This is a genomic window from Hymenobacter psoromatis (assembly GCF_020012125.1).
Taxonomy (GTDB): Bacteria; Bacteroidota; Bacteroidia; order Cytophagales; family Hymenobacteraceae; genus Hymenobacter; species Hymenobacter psoromatis.
Genome location: NZ_JAIFAG010000001.1, coordinates 232,325 through 259,301, shown reverse-complemented (window position 1 = coordinate 259,301; position 26,977 = coordinate 232,325). Strand labels below are relative to the sequence as shown.

The 26,977-nt window shown below is 58.9% G+C and carries 14 protein-coding genes; 6 read left to right on the top strand and 8 right to left on the bottom strand.

All coding sequences use genetic code 11. The annotated features are described in order from the left end of the window. Positions 1–60: 60 nt before the first annotated feature. Positions 61–2,772 carry an Ig-like domain-containing protein gene (locus tag LC531_RS01085; protein WP_223648478.1) on the top strand — a complete coding sequence of 904 codons (2,712 nt, stop codon included), beginning with the start codon at positions 61–63 and terminating at the stop codon, positions 2,770–2,772. 151 nt (positions 2,773–2,923) lie between these two features. On the opposite strand, the gene LC531_RS01080 is transcribed toward LC531_RS01085, so the two are convergent. The 3 genes from LC531_RS01080 to LC531_RS01070 all read right to left on the bottom strand — a co-directional run bounded on the left by LC531_RS01080 (position 2,924) and on the right by LC531_RS01070 (position 6,089). Continuing rightward, entirely contained in the window at positions 2,924–3,676 is a 753-nt protein-coding gene (locus LC531_RS01080) for a WecB/TagA/CpsF family glycosyltransferase (protein WP_223648477.1), read from the bottom strand. Positions 3,677–3,777: 101 nt separating this feature from the next. Continuing rightward, positions 3,778–5,184: an exopolysaccharide biosynthesis polyprenyl glycosylphosphotransferase gene (locus LC531_RS01075; RefSeq protein ID WP_223648476.1), complete on the bottom strand. Its 1,407-nt coding sequence runs from the start codon at positions 5,182–5,184 to the stop codon at positions 3,778–3,780. A gap of 482 nt (positions 5,185–5,666) precedes the next feature. After that, positions 5,667–6,089 (bottom strand): hypothetical protein, encoded by a 423-nt coding sequence (locus tag LC531_RS01070; protein ID WP_223648475.1) that lies wholly within the window; start codon positions 6,087–6,089, stop codon positions 5,667–5,669. A 131-nt stretch (positions 6,090–6,220) separates the two neighbouring features. Here LC531_RS01070 and LC531_RS01065 point away from each other — a divergent pair, with 131 nt between their 5' ends. After that, positions 6,221–7,942, top strand: coding sequence for a helix-hairpin-helix domain-containing protein (locus tag LC531_RS01065; RefSeq protein WP_223648474.1), 1,722 nt, complete (start codon positions 6,221–6,223; stop codon positions 7,940–7,942). A 51-nt stretch (positions 7,943–7,993) separates the two neighbouring features. Further along, positions 7,994–8,965, top strand: coding sequence for a glycosyltransferase family 9 protein (locus LC531_RS01060; protein WP_223648473.1), 972 nt, complete (start codon positions 7,994–7,996; stop codon positions 8,963–8,965). A 17-nt stretch (positions 8,966–8,982) separates the two neighbouring features. Here LC531_RS01060 and LC531_RS01055 read toward each other — a convergent pair whose 3' ends face one another. Next, positions 8,983–11,067, bottom strand: a complete 2,085-nt coding sequence (locus LC531_RS01055) for an OmpA family protein (RefSeq protein ID WP_223648472.1) — start codon at positions 11,065–11,067, stop codon at positions 8,983–8,985. Between the two features lie 286 nt (positions 11,068–11,353). Here LC531_RS01055 and lon point away from each other — a divergent pair, with 286 nt between their 5' ends. The 3 genes from lon (at position 11,354) to hslU (ending at position 16,641) form a co-directional block, all read left to right on the top strand. Continuing rightward, complete coding sequence (gene lon, locus LC531_RS01050; RefSeq protein WP_416138355.1) at positions 11,354–13,861, top strand: endopeptidase La; 2,508 nt, start codon at positions 11,354–11,356, stop codon at positions 13,859–13,861. 155 nt (positions 13,862–14,016) lie between these two features. Further along, positions 14,017–15,039 (top strand): type IX secretion system protein PorQ, encoded by a 1,023-nt coding sequence (gene porQ, locus LC531_RS01045; protein ID WP_223648471.1) that lies wholly within the window; start codon positions 14,017–14,019, stop codon positions 15,037–15,039. Between the two features lie 171 nt (positions 15,040–15,210). After that, positions 15,211–16,641: an ATP-dependent protease ATPase subunit HslU gene (gene hslU, locus LC531_RS01040; protein ID WP_223648470.1), complete on the top strand. Its 1,431-nt coding sequence runs from the start codon at positions 15,211–15,213 to the stop codon at positions 16,639–16,641. Positions 16,642–16,720: 79 nt separating this feature from the next. On the opposite strand, the gene LC531_RS01035 is transcribed toward hslU, so the two are convergent. The 4 genes from LC531_RS01035 to LC531_RS01020 all read right to left on the bottom strand — a co-directional run bounded on the left by LC531_RS01035 (position 16,721) and on the right by LC531_RS01020 (position 26,301). After that, positions 16,721–18,082, bottom strand: coding sequence for a RagB/SusD family nutrient uptake outer membrane protein (locus LC531_RS01035; RefSeq protein ID WP_223648469.1), 1,362 nt, complete (start codon positions 18,080–18,082; stop codon positions 16,721–16,723). A 21-nt stretch (positions 18,083–18,103) separates the two neighbouring features. Beyond that, the gene (locus LC531_RS01030; protein ID WP_223648468.1) at positions 18,104–21,274 is read right to left on the bottom strand and encodes a SusC/RagA family TonB-linked outer membrane protein; all 3,171 of its coding nucleotides are present in this window, start codon (positions 21,272–21,274) and stop codon (positions 18,104–18,106) included. A 236-nt stretch (positions 21,275–21,510) separates the two neighbouring features. Further along, a complete protein-coding gene (locus LC531_RS01025; RefSeq protein ID WP_223648467.1) occupies positions 21,511–23,139 on the bottom strand; it encodes a RagB/SusD family nutrient uptake outer membrane protein in 1,629 nt (542 codons plus the stop codon). Positions 23,140–23,172: 33 nt separating this feature from the next. After that, entirely contained in the window at positions 23,173–26,301 is a 3,129-nt protein-coding gene (locus tag LC531_RS01020; protein ID WP_223648466.1) for a SusC/RagA family TonB-linked outer membrane protein, read from the bottom strand. Positions 26,302–26,977: the final 676 nt, after the last annotated feature.

Here is a 26,977-nt window from a genome sequence, read left to right as displayed (position 1 = left end):
TTGCTTAGATAGCCTACATTCATTTTATACTCTTTTAAGTTTTAGTAATCTGTTTTAAGTATGGTTAAACCAACCAGTTTTAGAGCTTGGCTGCTGGCGGCGGCTAGTATACTACCTGCTTGGGCCTCGGCGCAGGCCATTAACTACGCGGGGCCGCTCGTTATCACGCAGGGCGGCACCTACTCGGGCAACTACCAGAGCCTGGACTCGCGGGTGCCGTGCATCTTGGTCAATACGACCGCGCCGGTGGTGTTGCTAGGCTGCAAGCTATCGGGAGCCGGCCACCTCATTCAGTCCGGTACTGGTGCCAACCTGACGGTTCGGGAGTGCAGCGGGGTCGGCCTAGCACCTTCCGTTGATGGCCAGCCACCCGGCCACTTCCTCGACTCGTACCAGTCGCAGAGTCTGGTGGTAGAGCACAACTCGTTTAGCGGCACCAGTGGCATTGTGGTCAACCGCTGGGCCGGCAACTCCGGTGCCCTGACCGTGCGCTACAACCAAGTGCGCAACGTGGATGGCCGCTGGCGCAACAACGGCGGCAGCAGCCGGTGCAGCTTTTTGCAGCTGAACACGGTAAGCAACCTAGCGGGCGTGGAAATTGCCTTCAATGAGGTGATTAACACCCCCAACCAGAGCCTGGTAGAGGATAACATCAACTTCTACAACGCGTCGGGCACGGCGGGCAGCCCTATTCGGGTGCATGACAATTTTGTGCGCGGAGCCTACCCCTACCCCGCCACGGCGGGTACTTTCACGGGCACCGGCCTCACCACCGACGGCGATGCTTCGCTATTAGGCACGGCCGCGGGCTACATCGAGGCCAGCGCCAACCAATTCGTGAGCACCTGCAATGCGGCCATGAATATCGCAGCCGGCCACGACGTCTATTATCACGACAACCGCATCGTTACCAGCGGAATGCTGCCCGATGGCACCCACCTGAGTACCACGTACGCGGGTACGGCCGTTTTCAATTACTACAACCAGCTGGCCAGCGTCTTTTTCAACAACCGGATTGTTAATAACACCATCGGCTACGTACGCTGGGGGTCTACTAATCCCTACCCCGACCGCCAGGACCTGAGCCCCGGTGCCTGCGCCACCTGCACCGGCACCACCAGCCTGCCCAACCCCATAACGCTAGCCACCGAGGATAACGAGTATGCCCTCTGGCAGCAGAAGCTGGCCCAGAATGGCGTGACTGTGGGACCAACCGGGGCGGCCGCTCCGGCCTCGCGCCCTGCGGCTACTACCCCCGGCAGCATCGTTAACCCCGGCTTCGAAGCCGACAACACCCCGGTTGGCGCACCCGCCGGCTGGCAGACTACCACCGGCCAGGGTACCAACGACAACGCCGACTACACCGAAGCCTACGGCGGGGCGCACTCGGGCACTTACCACGGCACGCACTACCGACCCGAAGCCTACGAAGTGTATACCTACCAGGTAGTTACCGGCCTGGCCAATGGCACCTATACGCTGAGCGCCTGGGTGAAAAGTAGTGGTGGCCAGAGCCTAACCCAACTCAAAGCCAGCAACTTCGGTAGCAACGCCCTGACGACCGGTATTGCTGCTGCACCCGATAACTGGGTGCAGGTATCGGTACCGAATATCAGTGTGAGCAACGGGCAGTGCGAAATTGGCGTGTACTCAAATGCTGGGGCCGGGCAGTGGCTATACTTTGATGACTTCACGCTCACCAAAACGGCGGCCAACGTACCGCCCAGGGTAACGCTCACCGCCTCGGCAGCGAGCCTCACCCTGGGCCAGGCCCTGTTGCTGAGCGCTGCTGCTGCCGATAGCGATGGCACTATCGCCAAGGTTGAGTTCTTTGCCGGCACCACCAAGCTGGGCGAAGACGGCGTCGCGCCTTACCAGCTAAGCTGGACGCCTACCGCCACCGGCACGTATGCCCTCACGGCCGTGGCCACCGACAATACCGGGACCGCTACTACCTCGGCCGCCACCACGGTGACCGTAGCCGCCGCTCCGGCCCCTACCCCCCCGGCTTCGGCGAGTGGCAACCTGGTCGTCAACCCTGGCTTCGAGGCCGACAACGCCCCGGTAGATGCACCCACCGGCTGGCAGACTACCACCGGCCCCGGTACCAACGACAACGCCGACTACACCGAAGCCTTTCCCGGCGCGCACAACGGCCTTTACCACGGCACGCAGTTCCGGCCCGAGCCTTACCAGGTATATACCTACCAGGTAATCAGCAACCTGCCTACTGGCACCTATTCGCTGAGCGCCTGGATGAAAAGCAGTGGTGGCCAGAGCCTAGCTCAGCTGCAAGCCCGCAACTTTGGCGGCAACGCCCTAACGGCCGACGTGGCCGCTACCCCCGACGGGCAGTGGGTACTCATCACCATTCCCAACATCGCAGTCAGCAGCGGGCAGTGCGAAATCGGCTTTTACTCGCAGGCAGGTAGCGGTCAGTGGCTTTACTTTGATGATGTGCAACTGGTAGCGCAGAATGGTAACGCGAGCCCTACCCCTCCCCCGACCACGGGCCCTACCCTCTTCCCCAACCCCGCCGACAGTCAGGTAACGGTGGATGCCTCCTTCCCCCGCGCCGATTTGGCGGTCATTTCCTTTATTGATGCGCAAGGCAATCTGGCTGGCAGGCACTGGCGCACGGTTACGCCCGGCGACAACCAGCTTTCCGTCTATATCGCCTACCTGCCAAGCGGCCTGTATACTGTATCTATCACCAGCAATAGTGATAGCAGCCAGCCGCCTATCAAATTGCGGCTAGAAGTGCGGCACTAGGCTATCAGCAAAGAAAGGGGGGTAGGGAGGTCTAAGCGGACTTCCCTACCCCCCTTCTTTTGGCTGATAGCCTAGCTCCTGAAATAAGTAATTCACCAAGGAGGCTACTCTAAAGCCCACACAAAATAAACGCTCTATCAGGGCCTATTGGCTATTTCCAGGCTCTGGCCAGTATCTGGCGGGCCATGAGGTAGAGGAAGCGGGAATTGGTGAGCAGGTAGCGCCGCCACAGGCGGCGGGGCTCCAGCCAGAGGCGATAGGCCCATTCCAGCCACATGCGGCGCGCCCACACTGGCAGGCGCTGCTCCAGGCCCGCGTAGACCAGAAATGCCTGCCCCACACCCAGCATACAAGCTTTTACCTGGCCTTGGTGGGCCGCCATCCACTTCTCCTGGCGCGGGCAGCCCAGCGCCACGAACAGCAGGTCGGGGTCAGCAGCGTTGATGGCCGCTGTGTGGGCGGCTTCCTCGGCAGGGGTAAGAGGGCGGAACGGGGGGGCGCAGGTGCCCACAATGCGCAGCGCCGGCAACTCCTGAGCCGCCCGCGCCACGATGGCTTGCAGTACCTCATCGGTGGTGCCGTAGAAATATACCGACTGCCCGCGTCGCGCGGCCTCAGTTAGCAGGGCGGGTAGCAGGTCCATGCCCGCTACCCGCTCCTGAGGGTGGCCGCCGCGCCAGCCCGCGATGCTGGCTACGGGGCCGCCATCAGGCGTCACGAGGTCAGCCTTTTCCAATACCTGCTGAAACTCCGTATCGCGGTGCGCCTCTACGAGCATGTGCACGTTAGCGCAGCACACGTAGGCCGACGTACGGGCCGCGCCCAGCTTCAGAATAGTTTCGACAAATTCCGGGAACGGGCCCGTGGCAATGGGCGAATCAAGCACTAGCTGCTTCGACAACATAGGATAAGGTAGCTTACTAACCACTAACTAGGACGCGTTGCCGAAGCTGCTCGCTTACTTAGCAAAGCAACCCCGGCAACGCGCTTTTAGCCAGCAATCAATTAATAGGCGTTTTTCTCGCCAGAAATCATGTTTTTCACCGTCTTCAGGATGATTTGCAAATCTAGTAGCAGCGACCAGTTTTCCACATACTTTAGGTCATATTCCACGCGCTTTTCCATTGCACCCAGAGCACGGGTTTCACCCCGGTAGCCATTCACCTGCGCGTAGCCCGTAATGCCGGGCGTCACGGTATGACGGTGAGCATACGTATGGATATACTTGGAATACTCTTCGAGCTGCGACTGCATATTGGGCCGGGGGCCAACTACCGACATGTGGCCCAGCCACACGTTGAAAAACTGCGGCAGCTCATCGAGGCTTGAAGCCCGCAGAAACCGGCCAACACGCGTTACGCGGGCATCACCCTTCGTGGCTTGCAGCTCAGTGCCGCTCAGGTCGGTGCGCATAGTACGCAGCTTATAGCACGGAAACAGCTTGTTGCGCTTGCCCGGCCGCATTTGCTTAAAAAACACCGGCCCCGGTGAGTCGAGCTTAATGAGCAGGGCCAGAATAGGAAGTAGTATCGGGAAAATCCCGCCGATAACCAAGCCTGAAAAGGCCAGGTCAAATGCCCGCTTCGAGAGCTGGTTGGCGCGCGAGCCCAAGGGATGGCGGCGCACCGTCAGGATGGGGCCGTAGTCGTGGTACTGCACGGTCACGTTCTTGCGCAGCGTACCCTCAAAATCCGGCACGATGCGGAAGCTGATGAAATTATCATCGGCGAAGCTTGACAGTTCTTCCACGCTATCAGTATGGTCTAGAGGCAGGGCGAAGTACATTTCATCCACTTGCTCGTGCTCGCAGAAGGCCGGCAGGTCACTCAGGCGGCCTAGCACTAAGTGGCTAACCTCAGCGGGGGCCGGCTCGTCGGTGAAGAACCCTAAGAAGTGGTTCGCGGCCGGGTCGTGCACGGTCAGGAAGCGATAAAGGTCGATACCGCTACGGCTTGCCCCTACCATTACAAACCGGTTTTGGGTGCGGCCCCACCGGTAGCGATAAGTACGGCGCAAGAAGGCCAGCACCAGCCGTCCACCCATCATGCCCACTCCCGCCAGGCCATAAAGTACGCCCAGGTAGCGCAACGGCATCAGGTGCACTTGCAGCAGCACCACGCCCGCCGTCAGCACTATCATGTGCAGAATAAGCGTCCGCACCAGCGCCCAGGATTTCTCCCAGTAAGTGGTTAGGCGCTCGCTCGGGTTGGGCGCAACCGGAGCCGCAAACTGCCCAGCCAAAATCCACCACAGCAGGGCGAAAATGGCAAAGAACAGCGAGTAATTTTCCCCAAATTGCCAGTCGCCACGCTGGTAGTAGCAAACCAGCCGAAAGGACCCGAGGATAACTAGCACATCCAAAATCAGCAGAATAAACTGATTAAGGTAAATGCGTTGTTTGTAAAGTACCATGTCAATAGTTGATTAGTCTGTTTTCGAAGAGGAGAGCGGAGTTCTTTTGAAGGGTGGGAGTTTTCAAAAGCTCCACTAAAATACGCCGCTTATATGTAAATGGACTTCGAAAAGATGTGCTTAAAGAAGATTTAGTTGAAATATCATAAGACAACTGCCTTTTCAATGGTAAAATGCTTAGAATAATTATAAAAAATAAAGTGACCACATTGGCACTTTGCAATGCTTATAAGTCCCTGCATAGGTCTTGGCCATGACTCCCGAAGCCCAGAAAGCCTCTTTCCTTAGCGAGAACAGGTAATTTTTAAGGGCAGGAGGGTAAAAAACAGTTTTTTAAATTTATTACATTATTAAATCGTTAATTACCAGCTTATTACATACTATGCACGCAGTTTGTCCATTTTATGGGATAGCTACACATTCTTCCACATAGCACCCCCAAAGAGGTACACAAAATAGGGTTTAGCCTGCCTGGATGGGAGTTACAGAGGGTAGCGACGCAGCTTAAGTACGCCTTTTTGGTAAGCCAGTACCGCCAATTCATAATTGGGTGGAGCTTCCGGGAGCTGGATACGCAGTCGGCCGGAGCTAGTTTCACTCCAGTTGCCTTCTTGGGCCAGCAGACCACCGCCGGAGGCTACGTCGTAGCGAATGAAGCGGCCCGCCGGCCCTAGCCAGAAGCCCGGCCGCCCGCCCGGCCGGTACCGAAAGCGGTAGGTATTGCGGCGGTACGCGAGTGTGTCGGCGCGGCTGGCTTCGGGCACCAGCAGCCAGGTACCTTGCAAGGCGGCCAGCTCGCCCGTGGGCAGCTCGGCAGAATGGCGGTCGGCGGCGGAGTGGCAGGCAACGAGTAGCAGCCAGCTCACTGGCAGCCCACGTAGCAGCTTTGAAGCAGCAAAGGACATAGCAGACAATACTACGTAGAATGCCTACCCCACGCCTACTTTTGGACTCTTCTTAAATTCCTGGCTTCTGGCTTAGAAGTTAACCGGTGCAGGTATATAGCTATTCAGAATCAGGAATCCAAAACAACGAAATGGACAACCGCGCCCTTATTAAAGCCTTCCGGCTCACGGCTCAGCTGCTGGAGTTGCACGACGAAAACGCCTTCAAGATAAGGGCTTACGAGGGTACCGCTACGGCCCTGGAGCAGTTGGAGTTTCCGGTGGCCGAGGTGGAGCGCCCTGGCCTGCCCGACCGCACCGGCCTGAGCAAAACCCAGGCCGCTAAGGTGGCCGAGCTGCTCGATACCGGTACGTTTGAGGAGCTTCAGCGCTTGATTGACACTACCCCCCCCGGCGTGGTTGAGCTGCTGAATATCAAGGGTATCGGCCCAAAGAAAGTGCGCGCCCTGTGGCGCGATGCGGGCATCGAGGGGCCCGACCAGCTGCGCGAGGCCGCCGAAGCCGGCACCGTGGCCAAACTCAAGGGCTTCGGGGCCAAAACTCAGGAAAGCATCCTGGCCGCGCTGGCCTTCACTGACCAGAGCGCGGGCAAGCTGCTGTTTTCGCAGGCCGAACAACTGGCGAATGACTTGGCCGCGCGCCTGCGCCAGGTGCCGGGGGTAGGCGCAGTGGCTGCCGCCGGCGAGGTGCGCCGCGCCCTCGAAATCGTGGAAACGGTCGAAATCCTGGCCGCCGCCGCTGACCCCGCGCCCATCCACGCGCTGCTCGATGCCGCACCCGGCCTGCGCACCGATGCCCGGCGCTCGGGCCCCTGGGCCTGGCGCGGCACGGCCGCCGACTCGGGGGTAGGCGTGGCGGTGCGCGTGGTAGCTGAAGCCGATTTTGTGAACCAGCTTTTTGGGGCGACCGGCAACGAGGCGCACCTGAGCGCGCCGCTGCCCGGCGCGGGCCCCGGCCAGCCCGCTACCCTGCGCCAGTGGGCCAAGCGCGAGGTATTCAGCAGCGAGGAAGCCATCTATGAAAAAGCCGGCCTGCAATACGTAGTGCCCGAGCTGCGCGAGGGCCTGGGCGAAATTGAGCTGGCCGCCGCGCACAAAATTCCGCGCCTGCTGGAAGACAGCGACCTGCGCGGCTCGCTGCACAACCACAGCACCTACTCCGATGGCAACCACTCGCTGCGCCAAATGGCTACTTTTTTGCGCGATGCGGGCTACGAGTACCTCGGCATCTGCGACCACTCGCAGGCGGCGCACTACGCTCAGGGCCTCAGCCCCGAGCGCGTGCGCCAGCAGCAGCGCGAGATTGACGAGCTGAACGCCGAGCTAGCCCCATTTCGCATTTTCAAGGGCATTGAGGCCGATATTTTAGGTGATGGCAGCCTGGACTACGACGCGGAGCTGCGCGACACCTTCGACTTCATTGTGGCAAGCATCCACTCTAATTTGAAGATGGACGAGCAACGCGCCACCGAGCGCCTGCTGGCCGCCATTGCCAACCCGCACTGCACCATGCTGGGCCACCCCACCGGCCGGCTACTGCTGCGCCGCGCCGGCTACCCCATTGATTTTAAGGCCGTTATTGATGCCTGCGCCGAGCACCAGGTTATCATCGAAATCAACGCTAACCCTTGGCGGCTCGACCTTGACTGGCGCTGGGTGCGCTACGCGCTCAGCCAGGGCGTGCAGCTCAGCGTTAACCCCGATGCCCACCACACCGCCGGCTACGCCGATATGCGCTACGGCGTGCTGGCCGGTCGCAAGGGTATGTTAACTAAGGAGATGACGTTTAATACGAAGTCGGTGGACGAGGCGGCGGCGTACTTTGAGGCGCGGAAAGCAAAGTTTAGAAGGTAACAGCACGTCATGCTTCCCTTCGGTCTGCATGACGTGCTGTTAGCCATTCCCATGAAAATCCTCGTTCTCCGCTTCTCCTCCATCGGCGACATCGTGCTGACGACGCCAGTGGTGCGGCAGCTCAAAACTCAATTGCCGGGGGCGCAAGTACACTTCGCCACCAAGCCCGCTTTTGCCAAGCTCTTTGAGGCCAGCCCCTACGTGGACAAGCTGCACCTGCTCAGCGGCAGCCTGGGCGAGCTGGTGCGCGAGCTGCGCGCCGAGCGGTTCGATTTTATCGTGGATTTGCATCATAACCTGCGCACCCGGCTCATCCGCTGGCAGCTGCCCGGCGTGCCCGGCCGAGCCTTCGACAAGCTCAACTGGCAGAAATACCTGCTGGTGCGCTTTAAAATCGACCGCCTACCCCCCCTCCACCTCGTGGACCGCTACCGGGCCGCCGCCGCCCCGCTGGGCATCCACGACGATGGCGCGGGGCTCGATTACTTCATTCCGCCTGCGCAGGAAGTGGACGTGGCGGCGGCCCTACCCCCCGGTTTCCGGCCGGGGCACTACGTGGCGGTGGCCATCGGCGCGCAGCACGCCACCAAGCGCCTACCCCCCGATAAGCTCATCGAGCTGGTGCGCCACCTGGCCCCACGCCCGGTAGTGCTGCTCGGTGGTTCCGAAGACGAGCCAATCGGCCATGCCATCGAGCTGGCAATCGCCCCTTCACCCATTTACAACGGCTGCGGGCGATTTTCGCTGCATCAATCGGCGTCGCTGCTGCGGCAGGCGCAGTTTGTGGTGAGCCACGACACGGGGCTGATGCACATCGCGGCGGCGTTTAAGCAACAGGTTTTCAGCGTGTGGGGCAACACGGTGCCGCAGTTCGGCATGTACCCCTACCGCACGCCATTTGAGGTGCTGGAAGTGCCGGGCCTACCCTGCCGGCCATGCTCCAAGATTGGCTTCGCGCAGTGCCCGCAGGGGCATTTCAAGTGCATGAGGGAGCAGGACTTGGCGCGGGACTGGCCGGAGTAGTTCCCTTTATTGGCAACTTACTTCCAGTCGCCCCCGCCGCCCGCGCCCTTCTCCCCTTCCGGCTTCAGCAACCGAAACTCCACCCGGCGGTTGATGCGGGCGTCGGCCTCGGTCAGCTCATCTTTGAGGGGCTTGCTGGAGCCGTAGCCGAAGCTCTCGATGCGGTCGGGGTTGATTTTACCCTTGCGCTCGATGTAGCGGCGGATTTCCTCGGCGCGGTCCTGCGAGAGCTTTTCGTTCACGTCGGGGTCGCCGCGGCCATCGGTGTAGCCCGCGATGCTGAGCCGGAACGTGGGATGGTCGGCCAGAAACACGGTAATGCGGTCCAGGGTGGAATGCATGCCGGGCAAAATCCCCGACTTACCGGCTTCAAACTCAATGTTTTTAAAAATAAGCGGCAGCTTGTAATCGATGCTGTTGGTGAGCAGGCTCATCACGGTATCGCCCTGCAAGGCAAACTTTTTCTCCACCGTGAAGGCATCGGGACTCTGGATGAGCATGGCGTAGTGCGAACCGTCCATCAGCTCAAAATCGAAGGAGCCATCGGGCCGCAAGTACTTGCTGGCTACCTCAATCCCATTATCCAGGTCGATGATGCTGATGATGCCCTTCAGCGGGCGGCGGCTCACCGAGTCCGTGAGCGTGCCGGCTACCTGGGTGGTCGCCAGCGGCTGGGCCTCCATTGGCAGCGGGAAGGAGTAGAGGTCCAGGTTTTCCATGTCCTGGGCCTCAGAGCGGGCGTAGTAGAGGTTTTTGCTCTGGCTATCGATAGTAAAGTAATATTCTGACCCTTTGCCATTTACGAGCGGCCCAATGTTGCGCGGCTCCTGCCAGCGGCCGCCTACCCGGTAGGTTTTGTAGATGTCGAAATCGCCGAAATTGAGCAGCTGCCCCCGCGAGCTGAAATACAACACCTGGTAGAGCGGGTGAAAAAACGGGCTTACCTCGCTCTCGCGGGTGTTCACGGTGGGACCCAGATTCAGGGCCTTACCCCACTGACCATTCTTGGCCTTCACGGTGTAATAAATGTCGCTGAGGCCGAAGCCGCCCAGCCGGTCGGAGGCGAAATACAGCGTATCCTCCTTAGGCGAGAGGGTCGGCTGCGAGTCCCAGGCGGGCGAGTTCACGAGCGGGCCGAGGCTTTGAGGATTGCTCCACTGGCCATCCGCGCTGAGCGTGGCGGTGAAAAGGTCGCAGTTGCCGTGGCAGGTAGGGCACTCGCATCGGGCGAAGAAAATAGTGCGCCCATCGTGCGAAAAGCAGGCCGAGCCCTCGTTGTAGGGCGAGTTGATGGGCTTAGGTAGCGGCTGGGCATCAGACCAGTACGTGGGCCCGTCGCGGTGCGAGACATACAGGTTCTCGTCTACTTTGGCGCGCACGCCCTTGCCCATTTGGCGCTTCGAGCTGAAGAGCAGCAGCGAGTCGCCGGCCCCCAGCGCCGGGCCGTAGTCCGGAAATTTGGAGTTGATGGCGTCGCCCATGTTGGTGTACACGTTTTTGGGCGGGTGGAAGGTGTTGAGGCTCTTGCGGTATTCCACCACCTCGTAATATACCTTGAGGGGCACGTAGAGGTCGGCCGTTTTCTCTTCTAAGGAGTCATAATAAAGCTGCACGCGGCGCACGTCGGTGCGGTGGTGCTTCAGGGCCAGCCGGAAATAAGTCTTGGCCAGCTCCTGCGACCGGGCGCTGGCACTGTCGCGCTGCAAGAGCTGGCCCAGGTGCCAGAGCAGCTCGGTATTACGGTAAAAATTCTCGATGCCAAACTGGCCCACGTACTGCGTCAGCAGGGTGCGCGCCTCGGCGTAGTGGTGGTGGCGCTCAGCCCGCTGAATGGCTTTGAGGGCTTTTTTATCCTCAAAAAACGCAACTTTATTCACATTGGGAAAGTCCGGCGTGCCATCGGGCCGCACGCGCAGGCGGCGCGCAATGCGCCCCCGCAGGGCCCGCTGCTGGTAAGCTGGGCGAGCCGTAGGCGGGGGGGTAGGGCGGCTAGCCGCCTGGGGCGGTGCCTTAGCCGGGCGGGGTGCCTGCTGTGCCCGCGCGGCCAGGCCGCTCACGGCCAGCACGAAAGCCAGTAGGCCAGCTAATAACGAACGAAACATAAATTGAAGCAAGCGAATAGAATAGGACACTTATTACTAAAGGAAATCACACCGCAAGTTCTCTCCAAAAAATCCTTTTTGTTAATAGTCGCCTGCCAACCCGCAAACAATACGCCGGATTGGCCGCCGCTGAGGGCTGGCACGGCCCTTGTCTTCTACCCCCTACCCCGGCCGTATATTAGCCCGATGGTTGCTAGCTGCCAGGTTGACAGCCGCTAGCGCGCGTTCCGCGCGGTCTATTTTTAGTGAGCTACCAGCCGTTGGCGGGTAGCTAATTGCCTTCTCTATGCCTTTTGATTTGTCCCGCCCCGGCCACGCGCTGGCCGGCGGTCCCGATTCGCCCGCCGACGCTATCGCCATTATGGCTGCCGACCCCGACCACCTGCTACCAGTTGTTGACGCGCCCGCCGTGCTGGCCATCTTGCCGGTGCGCAATACGGTGCTTTTTCCGGGGGTAGTGCTGCCGGTGACGGTGACGCGCAAAAAAAGCATTCGGCTGGTGCGCAAGCTGGCCGCCAAAAACGAAAAGCTGCTCGGTGTAGTGGCCCAGCGCCACCCCGACGCCGACGAGCCCGGCACCGAAGACCTGTACCCGGTGGGCACTCTGGCCCGCATTCTAAAGCTCATCGACCAGCCCGATGATACGGTGACCATCATCATTCAGGGGCAGGCGCGCTTCGTGGTGGGCGAGGAGTTGACGCACTCGCCGCAACTCACGGTGCGGGCCACGTACTTTGAGGAGAAAGCCCTGGATGCCGACAAGGACGGCGAGTTGGTGCTGCTGCAGAGCCTGCGCGAAGCCGCCAGTAAAGTGCTGGAATTGACGCCCGAAATTCCGACGGAGGCGCGCAATATGCTGGATGGCATTCAGTCGCCGGCCTTTCTGATTCACTTTCTCTCCTCTAATGTGCAGCTGGAGCTGCCGGCCAAGCAGCGCCTGCTCGAGCTGGCCGAGCCCGAGGCCCAGGCCCGCCAGCTGCTCGAAGCGCTGCTGCGGCAGATTGAGCTGCTGGAGATTAAGAACGATATTCGGACCAAAGTCCACACCGGCATTGATGCTGAGCAGCGGGAGTATTTTCTGCGCAAGCAGCTCAAAACCTTGCAGGACGAGCTGGGCCAGGGCGAAGGCAGCCCCGAGGGCGACGTGGACGCGCTGCGTGCCCGCGCCCTCACCAAAAAGTGGCCCGAGGCCACGGCTAAGCACTTTGAGAAGGAGCTGAGCAAGCTGGGGCGGCTCAACCAGATGTCGCCCGACTACCCGGTGACGCTCAACTACGTGGAGTTTTTGCTGGATTTGCCCTGGGGCGCGACGACCAAGGATAAGTTCAACCTCAAAACGGCCAAGAAAATCCTGGATGCCGACCACTTTGGGCTGGAGAAAGTAAAGGAGCGCATCCTCGAATACCTGGCCGTGCTGAAGTTGAAACAGGATTTAAAAGCGCCGATTTTATGTCTCTACGGGCCGCCTGGCGTGGGCAAAACCTCGCTGGGGCGCAGCATTGCGCAGGCACTGGGCCGCAAGTACGTGCGCTTGAGCCTGGGCGGCGTGCGCGACGAGGCTGAGATTCGGGGGCACCGCAAAACCTACGTGGGAGCCATGCCGGGCCGCATTATCTCGCAGATAAAGAAGGCCGGCGTGAGCAACCCGGTCATTATTCTGGATGAGATTGACAAGGTGAGCAGCGACTTCCGGGGCGACCCGTCGTCGGCGCTGCTGGAAGTGCTGGACCCGGAGCAAAACTCGACGTTCACGGATAACTACCTGGAAGTGGAGTACGATTTGAGCCGCGTGCTGTTTATCGCCACGGCCAACTCTTTGGAAACCATTCAGCCCGCCCTGCGCGACCGGATGGAGATTATCGACCTCACCGGCTACACCCAGGAGGAGAAAGTACAGATTGCCCGCAAGCATCTCTGGCCCAAGCAGCTGCGCGAACACGGCCTGGGTGAAACGGAAGTAAAAATCACCGACCAGGCCCTGCACCGCGTGGCCGACGACTACACCCGCGAAAGTGGCGTGCGCAGCCTGGAGCGCCAGCTCGCGGCCCTTACCCGCCACCTGGCCCGCCGCAAGGCCAGCAAGGAAGCCCTACCCCCCCAGCTGGACCCAAGCGACGTGCTGCGCATTCTGGGCGCGCCGCGCTTCGAGCGCGACAAGGACCAGGACCACGACACGGCTGGCGTAGTCACGGGCCTGGCCTGGACCAGCGTGGGCGGCGATATCTTGTTCGTGGAGAGCCTCTTGAGTCGGGGCCGGGGTAAGCTTACGCTCAGCGGACAGCTCGGCGACGTGATGAAGGAATCGGCGATTACGGCGCTCTCGTACCTGCGCTCGCGGGGCGACGAGTTGGGCATCGACCACCGCTTGTTTGAGCAGTACGACCTGCACATTCACTTTCCCGAGGGCGGCATTCCGAAGGACGGGCCGAGCGCGGGCATCGCCATTTTTACGAGCATCGCCTCGGCTTATACCCAGCGCAAGATTCGGCCAAAGATGGCCATGACCGGCGAAATCACGCTGCGCGGGCGGGTGCTTCCGGTGGGCGGCATCAAGGAAAAGCTGCTGGCCGCGCGCCGGGCGGGCATTGATATGATTATTCTTTCGCCTAAAAACCGCAAGGACGTGGAGGAAATCCCGGCCGAGTACCTCAAGGGCGTGCGCATTCACTACGCCGAGCGCGTGGACGACGTGCTGGCCGTGGCCCTGCTGCCCGAGCTGGTGGCTCGCCCCCAGAAGCTACCCGTGCGCGACGAGGCCCCCGCCCCCGTAGGGCCGAGCGTGGAGGTGCAATGAGGTAGCGCGATTAGCTTTAGCTCACCGGAAAAATGTAGAGTCAGCTTTAGTTTGCCAACGGTAATTTTTCTGGCTTCCGGCAAGCTAAAGTGCCCCCTATGTTCGTTGGCCCAGCAAGCCAAAGCTGACTACACGCCCGCCACCCTGTTAGTTATATGAAACAACTGCTACCGTTTTTTCTGCTGCTGTCCTTCGCCGCCCAGGCTCAGATTGGCGGGCGGGCGGCGTTTCAGAGTCTGTCCCTACCCCCCTCGGCGCAGCTGGCCGGGCTGGGCGGCATGACGGCCTCGGCCCGCAGTGCCGACCCGACGCAATTTTTTGCCAGCCCGGCGCTGCTGTACAACGCTAATGACAACGCCGCAGCCGCGAGCTACGTGGCCTACGTGGCGGATATTAAGCAGAGCACGCTAGCCTACGCCTTCAATACCGAGAAGCGTGGGCGCTTCGGATTAGGATTGTCGTATTTCAATTACGGGAGCTTTGATAGCTACGACGCGGCGGGCAACCTGCTGAGTACGTTTGCGGTGAATGAATACGTGCTGGCAGCGGCCGACTCGTATACGAAGGGCAAGTTTACCTTCGGCCTCACGGCCAAGCTGGCCGTGTCGAGCATTGCGGGCGTGCGGGCACTAGCGCTGGCCGGCGATGCAGGCGTGCTCTACAAGCCACGGGCGGACCAGGATTTTACGGTGGGCCTGGTGGTGAAGAACGCGGGCGGAATGCTGGTGCCCTACATTGCCCGCGCCCGTGAGCCCCTACCCCTCGATGTGCAGCTGGGCACTACCATCAAGCCCGAGCACATGCCATTGCGCTTCACCTTTACGGCCCACCACTTGCAGCAGTGGAATATTCAATATCTGGACCCCAACGCGACCTCGACCAACCCGGCCGGCGACACAGTGCGGGCCAGTAAAAACTTCGCCGACAACCTGGCCCGGCACCTCACCGTGGGGGCCGAGCTGCTGCTAGGCAAGGGCCTGAGCCTGCGCGCGGGCTACAACCATTTGCAAGCCCGCGAGCTGCGCCTCGATAACGTGGGCGGCGGGGCCGGCTTCAGCTTCGGGGCAATGGTGCGGATTTCGCAGTTTCAGCTCGATTACACGTATGCGACCCTGCAAGCCGCGGGCAGTAGCAACTATATTACCCTCAGCCATCGTTTTGGGGCGGCTACTCCTTGAGAAGAAACGCTAACTGCTTTGTTAACTAAAGAACGGTCATGCTGACGAAGGAAGCATCTCTACCGCATAGTAATTCTGACGATTGGAATTAGTTACGCAGTAGAGATGCTTCCTTCGTCAGCATGACCGTTCTTTACTCATTGCCCTTTCCTACCCCCTCTATTTTCCCGAATGCTAGCTACCACCTTTCTTACCCCGGCCCAGATTGTGGCCGAACTCGATAAGTATATCATCGGCCAGCATGAGGCCAAGCGCCACGTGGCCATTGCGCTGCGCAACCGCTGGCGGCGGCTGCACGCTCCGGCCGACATGCAAAAGGAGATTGTGCCGAACAATATTCTGATGATTGGGGCCACGGGCGTGGGCAAAACCGAGATTGCCCGCCGCCTCGCCATCCTGGCCGATGCGCCGTTTGTGAAGGTCGAGGCCAGCAAGTTTACCGAAGTTGGCTACGTGGGGCGCGACGTGGAAAGCATGGTGCGCGACCTGGCCGAGCAGGCTGTGAGCCGCCTGCGCCAGCGCCGCCAGGAGGAGGTGAAAGCCCAGGCTGCCCAGGCCGTGGAAGACATTATCCTCGATGCGCTCATCCCGCCCCTCAAGGCTCCGGCTAAAGAGGGGGGTAGTAGCTCCAGCCTGGGTTTCGGCATCGGCATCAGCGCCGAGAGCATTGCCGGCGATGCCGTGCCCAACTCGGACCAGGAGCTAAACGAGCGCACCCGCGAGCGCTTCCGCCAGAAAATTCGCAATGGTGAGCTGGAAGACCGCCGCATCGAAATCAGCGTGGCGCAGGGCGGCCCAAGCGTGGGCATCATGGGCGCGCCGGGCATGATGGATGAAGCCACGATGTCGGGTTTGCAGGATATGCTGGGCTCGATGATGCCCAAAAAGCAGCGCAAGCGCAAGGTGACCGTGGCCGAAGCCCGCAAAATTCTGCTCGACGAGGAGGCCGCCAAGCTCGTGGATATGGATGAAATCAAAGAGGAGGCCATCCGCCAGACCGAGAATTCGGGCATCATCTTCATTGATGAGATTGACAAGGTAGCTACCGCTGGCGGCGGCAAGAACGGCGGCCCCGACGTGAGCCGCCAGGGTGTGCAACGCGATTTGCTACCCATCGTGGAGGGTTCGGCCGTGAACACCAAGTACGGCATCGTGAACACCGACCACATCCTGTTTATCGCCGCTGGGGCCTTCCACGTCAGCAAGCCCTCGGACCTCATTCCCGAGCTGCAAGGCCGCTTCCCCATCCGGGTAGAGCTGCAAAGCCTGACCAAAGACGACTTTTACCGCATTCTCAAAGACCCCAAAAACGCCCTCACCAAGCAGTACCAAGCCCTGCTGGCTTCCGAAGACGTGCAGTTGATTTTTGAGGACGAGGCCCTGCTCAAAGTGGCCGACATCGCGGCCGAGGTCAATTCCGAAGTCGAAAACATCGGGGCCCGCCGCCTGCACACCGTGATGAGCCGCCTGCTCAACGACCTGCTTTACGACGTACCGGATAAAATCGCGGCCGGCGCAGCGCTCACCATCACCCCGCAGCTGGTGGAAGAGCGCCTGCGCGACATGGTGAAAAACCGTGACATGAGCCAGTACATTCTGTGATAAACGAGGGCGTTTATAACGCATTAAAAAGCCCCCGGCCAAAAGTTGGCCGGGGGCTTTTTTTCAATAAACAGCGGGTTTAGAAACCCGTGTTCTGCACGATGATACCACCCGTAATGTTCACCTCCCGCGTGGGGAGGGGGAACAGGTTACGGAAAGTTTGGGTGTAGGTTGGCAGCGTCGTTTGCACGGTATTTGTGCGGCGCAAGTCCATCCAGTACTGCCCTTCGTAGGCCAGCTCCAGGCGGCGCTGAAGCAGAATATCGGTCACCAGGTCGGCCGCGGTCGTAGCGGTGCTGGGAGCCAGGCCGGCCCGGCTGCGGATGATGTTGAGCTGGGCAGTAGCCGTTATCAGGTCGCCGGTCTGCGCGGCGGCTTCGGCAGTCGTCAACACCACCTCGGCATAGCGCACGCAGCTGAAGTAATCGTCACGGGTGGCCGTGTGGGTGTACTTCAGCGTGGTACCAGCGGGTGTGAGGTTGTTATTGATAGGTAGGCGCTTATCGCCGGCCGGGTGGGCGGCAATCAGGGCCGGGCCGGGGTCAAACTCGTTGCGGCCACCGGGCGAAGGATACCAGTAGAAGGCATATAAGTTCTGGTCGGTGTTGGAGAAAGACAGCTGCCAGATGGCATCGGGAATAGTGGTGGAAGCCAGCGACAGCGAGGCAAAGCCTGCTACGGCCGGCACCTGCTGGGCATATTTCAGCGCGTCGGCATAGTTACGCAGCCACAGCTCCAGCCGGGCCCGCAGTGCCAGCGCCGCGTTTTTGGTGCAGCGCACCGACCCGCCGCTCGCGGCCACGGGCAGGTTGGCGATGGCAAAATCCAAGTCGGCCCGGATGGCCGTCACCACATCGGCCTCCGAAGCGCGGGCGATGGGGGTAGCCTCCGTGGTACTGGGCACAGGTAGCAGGCGCAGAGGCACCCCTACCCCACTGGGGTAGCCAAAGCCCTGCGTCGTACCGCCCCAATAGCCCAGCAGGTTCATGTAGTTGTAAGCGCGCAGGCAGCGGGCTTCGGCCTGGGTAGTCAGCTTCGGAAAGGCCGGGTCGGTGATATTGTCGCTCTGCTGCAGCAGGTAATTAACGCGGTTGATACCGTCGTAAATGACCTGCCACGTATTTTGTATCTGCACGTTATCGCCCGCGAGCAGGTTTTGTCCTATGTAGCCGAAAGTAGTATTGTAGGTTCCTACTTCCAGAATATTACCCGAAATCAGCTCCCCCATAGAAGAGTATCCTACCCCCTGGTAGTCGGCCGCCTGCACTGCGTCGTAGCAGCCAACTAAGCCGGCGGCGGCGTCCTCCTTGGTGGTGTAGCCAATGGAGGAATTGATAGCCGCCTGGGGCTGCACGTCCAGCGCTTTGTTGCAGCCGCCCAGCCCCAGCGTCAGGGTGAAAGCAGCACTGGCCAGTAGCCAGTGAAAAGAATTAAGTTTCATAGTACGAACTGACGAATAAAATTAAAAGCCGAGGTTTACTCCACCCGTGATGGTCCGGGCCTGCGGGTAGGTGAAGAAGTCCGTGCCCAGCGCCGTATTAGACCCGGCCACGGTATTCAGCTCCGGGTCGAGGCCCGTGTACTTGGTGAACGTGACCAGGTTTTGGGCCTGCACGTAGAAGCGCAGCGTGCGCACGTGCACGTGTGAAATCAGGTCCGTCGGCAGGTTGTAGCCCAGTGTTACCGTCTTGAAACGACCATAAGAGCCGTTTTCCAGGAAGCGGTCCGACGTGCGGGTATTGCCATTCGGGTCGCCATACACGGCGCGCGGCACGTCGGTATTGGTGTTAGTTGGCGTCCAGCGGTTCAGCACGGCCACATCCTGGCCGTATACCGAACTCATGCCCTGGTTGTAGGCCCGCGGGTTGTTGTAAATCTGGTTACCCACGTTGAACTGGAAGAACACGTTCAAGTCCACCCCCTTGTAGCGGAAGGTGTTCGTGATGCCGCCGAAGTACTTAGGCTGGGCATTACCGATGATTTCCTGGTCAGCGGCCGTAACAACGCCGTCGCCGTTCAGGTCCTTAAACTTGATATCGCCGGGGCGGGTAGCCGCCGTCTGGTACGCTCCCGTGGGCGACTTTGAGTTCAGGGTATTAATCTCATCCTGCGTCTGGAAGATGTGGTCTACGCGGTAGCCATAAAAGGCTCCGAGCGGCTCGCCCACTTTTAGGCGGCTGGCAAAGCCCTGCGCTATACCCGTGGGGCTAGGGTCCGATAAGGCCGTTACTTTATTGCGATTGAACGAGATATTGAAATTGGTAGTCCAGCCGAAGCTGTTTCCATCGCCGGCCAGGTTTATCGTCGTCAGGGCTAGCTCCAGGCCCTTATTTTCCAGGCTGCCGATGTTGGCATTGTAGCTCAGGTAGCCCGTATCGAGGGGTAGTGGGGCAGCCAGCAGCAGGTTGCTGGTAATACGCTTATAGATATCCGCCGACAGGTAAATACGGTTTTGCAGGGTTGCGATATCCAGGCCGATGTTGTAGTTTTTCGTGCTCTCCCACTTGAGCGCCGGGTTGGCCAGCTGGCTAGGTGCCAGGCCACCCTGGCCCTGGTAGTTGTAGCCCCCACCGATGAGGCCCACCGCCGGGAAGTCAGCGTTGGCAATGGTGCCGAAGTTGTTGTTACCGGTCTGGCCGAAGCTGGCGCGCAGCTTTAATTCCGACAGGGCCGTCTGGCCCTTCAGAAATGCCTCGTCAATCACGCGCCAGCCCGCCGACACCGCCGCAAAATAGCCTACCCGGTTGTTTATACCGAAGTTCGAAGAGTTATCGCGCCGCACCGAGCCGCCCAGCAGGTATTTGCCTTTGTAGGCATAATTAAGCTTGAGCAACTGGCTGAACAGCGTGCTGTTGGTCGCAAAAGACGTCGCGGCCGTTTTGTTCGCTCCCGCCGACAGCAATTGAATAGAGTTGCTAGGGAAACCAGTGGCCTCGGCAAAAATGCTGCTGTAGCTGGTGCGCTGATATTCTACTACGCCCAGGGCGGTCAACGAATGGTCAGTAGCGAAGATATGCGAATAATTAACGGAGCTGATGTGGTTGAAGCGGGGCTGCTCCACGGAGCCAGCCGAGGCATCACCATTAACCGACGCCCCGGCGTTGGTGATAGTCGGGTAGAAGCGGTCGTCGCGCTCGTACAGGTAGTCGAGGCTGAACGTGGCCCGGTAGCGCAGGTCTTTGATAAACTCAAACTCTGTATACTGCGTGGCCAGCAGGCGGTTATCTACCGACTTGATAAGCGGAACGTTGGCTGCTACAATGGGATTTTCGAGCGAGCCATTTTTGTAGTAGGTCCCATTAGGATTAAATACGGGCAGGTCGGAAGCGTATAAGCGAGCCGTGGTGAGCACCCCGTAAATACTGTTGTCGTTGTTAACTCGATTATTCGCGGCCGAGCTTAAGCCAATTGATAACCCCATTCGGATTTTATCCGACAGGTTGTTATCCAGCGACAGGCGGGCACTGGCCCGGTTATAGCCCGAGCCCACCAGGGTACCCTGCTGGTTGAAGTCATTCACCGACAAGCGGTAGCGCGACTTATCCGTGCCGCCCGAAAAGGTTACGGCGTAGTTACTGATGGGAGCCGAGCGTAGCACGGGGCTTACCCAGTCGGTGGTAGGAGCCGTGGAGGGGTCCTGAAACTGGCTTAGCGGCCGGTAGAAATTATTAGCGGGCTGCGCATACTGGTATATACTGCCGACTTTCGTTATGCCCCCAGGCCCGAAATAGTAGGCGGTTAGGTCAGCGAGACTGCGAAATTGAACTCCAAGCGCATTGATAGTTCCATCAGCATTCGCCGGGTAATAGTTGCTGATTTCATCCAGAAACACCTGCGTTTGCTGCGGGCCATCTATCACCTTGGGGCGCTTCCACACCGTCGAACGTCCCGTGTAGTACTCCAGGTTTACCTGCGTTTTACCGGCTTGGCCGCGCTTGGTGGTAATGAGCACTACCCCATTGGAACCCCGCGAACCATAAACGGCCGCCGCGGCAGCATCTTTTAGCACTTCAATCGTGGCAATGTCGTTGGGGTTCAGGTCGCTCAGGCCGTTGGTGGTCTGGTTGCCCGTACCCAGCTGCGACGTGTTGCCCGTATTAATCGGCAGGCCATCCACCACGTACAGCGGCTCGCTGCTGGCCAGAATGGAGGCCGCCCCCCGCACGCGCACCGAAATGCCCCCGCCCGGTGCCCCCGAATTTTGCGATACCTGCACCCCAGCCGCCCGGCCTTGCAGGGCCTGGTCTACACCGGTAACGGGCTGGTCCTTGTACTGGTTGGAGTTGACGGTAGCAACCGACCCCGTTAGCTCGCGGCGGCTTACCTGCTCCCCATAGCCGAGCACAACTACTTCGCTCAGCTGTTTGCTGTCCGGCCCCAACGCGATATCCAGGTTGTTGCGGTCGCCTAGCAGTACTTCCTGGGTGGTCATGCCCACTGAGCTAATCACCAGAGTACCTCCTATTCCGGGCACGCTCAGGCTAAAGCGCCCGTCGGCACTGGTTGATACCCCCGTAGTGGTGCCTTTCAAAAGCACCGTAGTACCCGGCAGGCCCTCGCCGGTTTTCTGGTCCGTTATCCGTCCAGTTACCGTGCGGGTTTGGGCCAGCACCGCCTGGAACAGGGTAAGCATGAGCACTATGCTCATAAGTAGCTTTTTCTTCATGCGGAATGCTTGTTAAGAAAGTGTGATTAAAAAATGTGTTCACTGTGAAGCCACTAAAGTATGGCGCAAACTTGAATAACATGCACAAAAAGGGGCTTACTGCTTATTATTTACCTAAAAAAAATAAAAGAGCCCCCGGCCACGAAGGCCAGGGGCTCTTAAGCTGGGCAGTAAACAGGGCTACTCCCCTTAAAAAATTATGCCTAGTAGCCGGGGTTCTGCTGGCCAGCTAGGGTAGGGTTAATCTGCGTTTCGGTGCTAGGGATGGGCCACAGAAACAACGTGCTATTAGCCGCTCCCTTGTAGGGCACGGCTGCCAACTTGGGGGTAGCCCCGGCTCCGCAGATGTAGCTAGCAATCGTAAACTGACTGGCCTGGCCGTTCAGCTTGCCAGGAATACCACCGCCTGGAATGGGCGCATACACGGGGTCGGTAGCCAGGCGGGAGATATCGCCCCAGCGCAAGCCCTCGCCTACGAACTCAATGCGGCGCTCGTTCAGGATGGCCTGTACTAGCTTGGTACCTGTGAGAGACCCAGCCGCGTACTGGTCGGTGGCGGCCACCGAGCGGTTACGCACGGCGTTAAGCAGGGCCAGCCCTTGGGCATCATTACCGCTGCGGGCCTGAGCCTCGGCCTGGTTCAGCAGCACTTCGGCGTAGCGCATAATGGGGTTGTAGTCCGTCGAGGTAGCCGCGTCTAGGTACTTCCGGATAACGTAGCACGGACGCACGCCATCTTGCTGCATCATCTCGGTGCGGCGCAGGTCATTGCAGGTAAAGAATGGTGCATTGTACAGAATGGGGCTCACCCCAAGCAGCGAGCGACCGTTGATACCAGGAATGGAATCTGTCGGGGTAGAGGCTGAACCAAAAACGTTGGGTATGGCTCCGTTTACGCCGGGATTGCTGATGTTGCTGTTTTCAATCGAGAAGATACTCTCGTTCGTAGTACCTGCTCCCACGAAGGCAGACCGTTGCGTTGGCATTAGTACCAGACCGTTGATAGGGCTGGTGAACGTAGAAGTACCGCTGATGAGCTTGTTACCCTCCGTGATAGCCCCGGCCCAGTCGCCCTGGTAGATATGCAGGCGCTGCTTCAAGGCAATGGCCGCCGCCTTAGTGGCATGGGTCTTCAGCGCTCCGGCATCACTCGACAGATTAGCCTCGGCAAAGTCCAGGTCGGCCAGCATCTTGGTGTACACGTCGGATACCAGACCCCGGCCTACCAGCCCGGCAGCTCCCAGGGCCTCTGGCGTGTTGATGGGCGTATCGCGGTAGGGTACGCCGGCGTTATTGCCGTTGCCATCGGTGTAGGGTTTGGAGAAGTTGATAACCAGTTCCATGTGCGCCAGCGCCCGCAAAAAGCGCATTTCGCCTTCGTACCCCGCCTCGGTAGCGGCCGGGATAACCCCCGCTGTCGCCGCCTGCTGAATTCCTTCAATGGTTACGTTAGCTTGGTTAATCAGCGCGTAGCAGTTGGCCCACATATACACGATATTGGGGCTATTGGCCGTGATATTGTTCCTGAATACAATACCGAAGAAACCGGCCATATCAGTCACGTCCTCCCCGCGGGCATCGCCCAGGTCCGTAGAGGCCGCGCCAAACGGGTAGCCCCGCCCGCCACCCGAGGTGCCGTTATAAAAACCCACCTGGGCCGCGTTGTACACGCCCGTTACAGCCAGGGCAATCCGGGCCGGGTCGGTATATACGGCCGTTTCCGACAGCGCATCCTGCGGCACCACGTTGGTTACGTTGCAGGCTCCTAGCAGCAAGCCCAGGCCCAGCGTGGCCGTAAAAGCCTTGCGCCGGGTAGCTCCTCCTAAAGACATAAAATTTTTCATTGATAAGAAGTAAAGCAAGAGTTAGAAAGCTACGTTCAAGCCACCCGTGAACACCCGCTGCTGCGGGTTGCTGTTGTAGTCGAGGCCGGTCAAGGTATTGGGATTACCACCGTTGGCAGTCGAATTAACCGTGTTCACCTCCGGGTCTACCCCTTTGTAATTGGTGAACGTGTACAGATTCTGCACCTGCCCGAAGATGCGCACGCGGCTCAGGTTCAGCGCGCCTACGTAGCGGGTAGGCAGGGTGTAGCCCAGTGTGATATTCTGCACGCGCACGAAATTGGCAGTCTGCACGAAGCGCGACGACGACGCGTTGGTCGTATTGACGAAGTCGCCCGAACCCAGCGACAAACGGGGGGTAGTGCCGTCGCCCGGATTGGTAGGCGACTGCCAGCGGCCCAGGATTTCCGAGCCGTTGTTCAGGAAGTCCTGACGCAGCAGCTGCTGGCGCGTGATGTTCATCACGGAGTTGCCGAAGTTGTAGCGGAAGAAGATATCCAGGTCGAATCCTTTATAGGTAAAGGTGTTGTCTAAGCCACCAAAAGCCTTGGGGTTCGTCTGGCCCAGGATAATCTTATCAGCCGTGCCGAGGCTGGACTGCTTCGATATATTGCCCGGATTGGCTGGGTCGTACACCGCGTAGGTACCCGTATCAATGTTACCCTGCACGAGCGAGCCATCCGCCTTACGCCAGATGGGATTACCATTGGCGAGGTCTACCCCGCGGTAATCATAGCCGTACAGCGAGCCGATGGACGAGCCCACCTGCGTAATAGTGTAGGTGCCGCCCTGGAACACACCCGGAATGGGGTTATTGCCCGGCCCCGTCGAAGTAATCTGGTTAACGTTGGTCGAGAAATTTACACTCGACGACCAAGTAAAGTTTTCGTTGCGGATGTTCTGCGTCGTTACCGACAACTCGAGGCCCTTGTTCCACAGCGAACCTACGTTGGCATTATAAGAACTGTTGGGTACCCCGAACGACTGCGGCAGCGGCACGGCCAGAATCAGGCCATCATTGAAGTTGCGGTAGTAGTCAGCCGTAAACGTAATGCGTCCGTCGAGGAAGCCCATGTCAACCCCGTAATCCTGCTTCTTGCTGTTCTCCCAACGCAGGTTGCTGTTGCCAAACTGTCCGTAAGAAATGCCCGACTGGTTGCCGTACTGCGCGGGGTTGTAGATGCCAGCGTAGGGGTAGAAACCAATGTCGGAGTTACCTACGCGGGCGTAGGAGGCGCGCAGCTTTAGGTCCGTCCAGACCTTGCCCAGCGCAGAGTTCTTAAAGAAATCTTCCTGCGACACGCGCCAGCCGATGGAGCCACCGGGGAACCAGCCACGCTGATGACCAGGAGCCAGCGAAGAAAGAGCATCCGAGCGCACGGTACCGCTCACCAGGTAGCGGTCTTTAAACGAATAGTTCAGGCGGCCGAAGTACGACTGGTAGCCCTGCTGCAAGAAGTCGCCGCCGACGACTTGCGAGCCGAGCGTCTGCGTAATAATACCGTTTTGGCCCAATAGGCGGTCCGAGAGCTTGGTACCCGATGCATAGTAGTAATCCGCATTAGTTTTCTGGTACTCTACCCCCACTACGGCGTTGATTTTGTGGTCTTCGGCAATGACGTTGTTATAAGTAGCCGTGTTCTGGAAGTTCCAGCGAATGTTGGGGCTGAACTGCTGTTGCACGTAACCATTCGAGCCGCGGCCGTCACCCTGGCGGGGGTCGTAGTACAACAGGTCATCTTCCAACTGGGTATCGGTGCTGAGCTGCGAGCGAATGCGCAGGTTTTTGATTGGCTCCACTTCCAGGTAGCCATTGCCCAGAATGCGGTAGCTGACGGAGCGGTAGATGTTATTTTCGATGCCGAAAATGACGTTGGGGTAGGCGAAAGAGATATCCGCCGTGTTATTGCCGCGGCCCAGGAAGCCACCGGAGCTGGCGTAGGGCGAGCCGTCGGGATTGCGGGCCGGCACGTTCGGAAACAACGACAAAGCCGAGGCCACGTTGCCCGACAGGCCGTTGGTGCTGGTGTTCAGGCCCAGCGTCTGGGTGCGGGTTATACCGGCGTTGAAGCCGACGCGCAGCCAGGGCTTTATTTCACTGTCCACATTGGCACGGAAGGTGAAGCGCTGCAGCGAATTCGCCTTGACTACCCCCTTCTGGTCGGTGAAGCCGCCCGAGAAGAAGAAGTTGGTTTTATCCGTCGAGCCCGACACGGCCACCGAATGGTTTTGCTGGATGCCGGTGCGGAAAATCTGGCTCTGCCAGTCGGTGCTCACCGGGTTGCCATTGGCATCGGAGTAGGCCGCAGCCAGCGGCACAGCAGTTGGGTCGGCATTGAACTGCTTCTCATTGCTGATTTTGATGAAGTCATCGGCCCCTAGCACTGAGTAGCGCTTCAGGGTTTTGGCCGCGCCAATATAGGCATTGTAAGTAACAGTAGCCTTGCCCTTACGGCCGTGCTTGGTCGTGATGAGGATAACACCGTTGGCACCGCGGGAGCCATAGATAGCCGTAGCCGAGCCGTCTTTCAACACCTCGTAAGACTCGATGTCGTTCGGGTTTATATCGGCCAGGCCGCTTGACCCGTTTTCGTCAATCCCGCTGTTCTGGCCCGTGAAGATGGGCTGGCCATCCACTACCACTAGCGGAGTGGAACCCGAGGAAATCGAGTTCGCTCCCCGAATCTGGATACGGGGCTGCTGGCCCAGCAAAGCGCTGGGCGTTTGCACCGCCACGCCGGCGGCGCGGCCTCCAAGCTGTTGCGCGAAGCTGGGGGTAGCCAAGTTGGCTACCGCCTCGCCCTGCACCGTAGCAATAGAGCCCGTCAGGTCGCGGCGCTCCTGGGTGCCGTAGCCGGTCACGACTACCTCACTCAACACTTTGTTGTCGGCCGCTAGGCCCACAGTGAGTTGCGAGTCGGCTCCGAGCGGACGCTCCTGCGTTACATAATTAACTGAACTGAAAACTAAGGTGCCTCCCGTGGCGGGAACAGTCAGGCTAAATGCCCCGTCCGAGTTGGTAGATACGCCGTTGGTCGTGCCTTTCAGGAGAACCGTTACGCCGGGCAGGCCCTCGCCGGTCTTCTGGTCCGTTACCCTTCCCGATACCGTCCGCGTTTGGGCTAGCGCTACATGGAATAGGGTAAGCATGAGTACAATACTCATGAGTAAGATTTTTTTCATTGAGAAAAAAGGAAGGTGAAAAGAGATAAGAAAATAATACCAAATACAATTGGCATGGGTAAAAATGTGGCGCAATATAAGGTCAAACACGCGACTCGGAAGCCGCTTCCATCAGCTACGGGCCAGCATTTTTTAATTCATTTCAAAATGGAAAATTAACATGCGGCATATTTTATTCTTTGATAAATTTTAATTATTCTACCAAATCTCCTGCGCATCTGCACGAGTAGTACCCCTTACTAATTTTGTTTTTATACACTATAGAGTATATAAAAATTTATTTTGAATTCATCCTGCTAACAGGCTCTTCAGAAAGTCATATGGGCATAGCGCAAACTCCCTAGCTTATGCTACTGGCCGCCACTCGGCCTCCTGAATGCTTGCTGGGTAGCGCACATAAAGTTGTCTTCGCGTGATAGATAAGTTAAATGAATTTATTATGAAAATTCAAAACTACTCTTTTACCACTTCGCAATTGAATTTTTTATCCATCTGCACCATGCAAGAGCAGCATTGACTGCGGGTGCGCCCAATTCAACTGTCACTAATAATTGCTGTTATTTGGATTTTTTGGTTTCAGAATAGCCTGCATACTCATCCACAATCTTCTCATAATAAGCGCAATAGCCCCTAATCCGCCGTA

What these genes read in the sequence shown, in the direction of transcription:
- LC531_RS01085 (WP_223648478.1), top strand. Translation starts at nt 61, where the DNA reads ATGGTTAAACCAACCAGTTTTAGAGCTTGGCTGCTGGCGGCGGCTAGT.
- LC531_RS01080 (WP_223648477.1), bottom strand. Translation starts at nt 3,676, where the DNA reads ATGTTGTCGAAGCAGCTAGTGCTTGATTCGCCCATTGCCACGGGCCCG.
- LC531_RS01075 (WP_223648476.1), bottom strand. Translation starts at nt 5,184, where the DNA reads ATGGTACTTTACAAACAACGCATTTACCTTAATCAGTTTATTCTGCTG.
- LC531_RS01070 (WP_223648475.1), bottom strand. Translation starts at nt 6,089, where the DNA reads ATGTCCTTTGCTGCTTCAAAGCTGCTACGTGGGCTGCCAGTGAGCTGG.
- LC531_RS01065 (WP_223648474.1), top strand. Translation starts at nt 6,221, where the DNA reads ATGGACAACCGCGCCCTTATTAAAGCCTTCCGGCTCACGGCTCAGCTG.
- LC531_RS01060 (WP_223648473.1), top strand. Translation starts at nt 7,994, where the DNA reads ATGAAAATCCTCGTTCTCCGCTTCTCCTCCATCGGCGACATCGTGCTG.
- LC531_RS01055 (WP_223648472.1), bottom strand. Translation starts at nt 11,067, where the DNA reads ATGTTTCGTTCGTTATTAGCTGGCCTACTGGCTTTCGTGCTGGCCGTG.
- lon (WP_416138355.1), top strand. Translation starts at nt 11,354, where the DNA reads ATGCCTTTTGATTTGTCCCGCCCCGGCCACGCGCTGGCCGGCGGTCCC.
- porQ (WP_223648471.1), top strand. Translation starts at nt 14,017, where the DNA reads ATGAAACAACTGCTACCGTTTTTTCTGCTGCTGTCCTTCGCCGCCCAG.
- hslU (WP_223648470.1), top strand. Translation starts at nt 15,211, where the DNA reads ATGCTAGCTACCACCTTTCTTACCCCGGCCCAGATTGTGGCCGAACTC.
- LC531_RS01035 (WP_223648469.1), bottom strand. Translation starts at nt 18,082, where the DNA reads ATGAAACTTAATTCTTTTCACTGGCTACTGGCCAGTGCTGCTTTCACC.
- LC531_RS01030 (WP_223648468.1), bottom strand. Translation starts at nt 21,274, where the DNA reads ATGCTTACCCTGTTCCAGGCGGTGCTGGCCCAAACCCGCACGGTAACT.
- LC531_RS01025 (WP_223648467.1), bottom strand. Translation starts at nt 23,139, where the DNA reads ATGTCTTTAGGAGGAGCTACCCGGCGCAAGGCTTTTACGGCCACGCTG.
- LC531_RS01020 (WP_223648466.1), bottom strand. Translation starts at nt 26,301, where the DNA reads ATGCTTACCCTATTCCATGTAGCGCTAGCCCAAACGCGGACGGTATCG.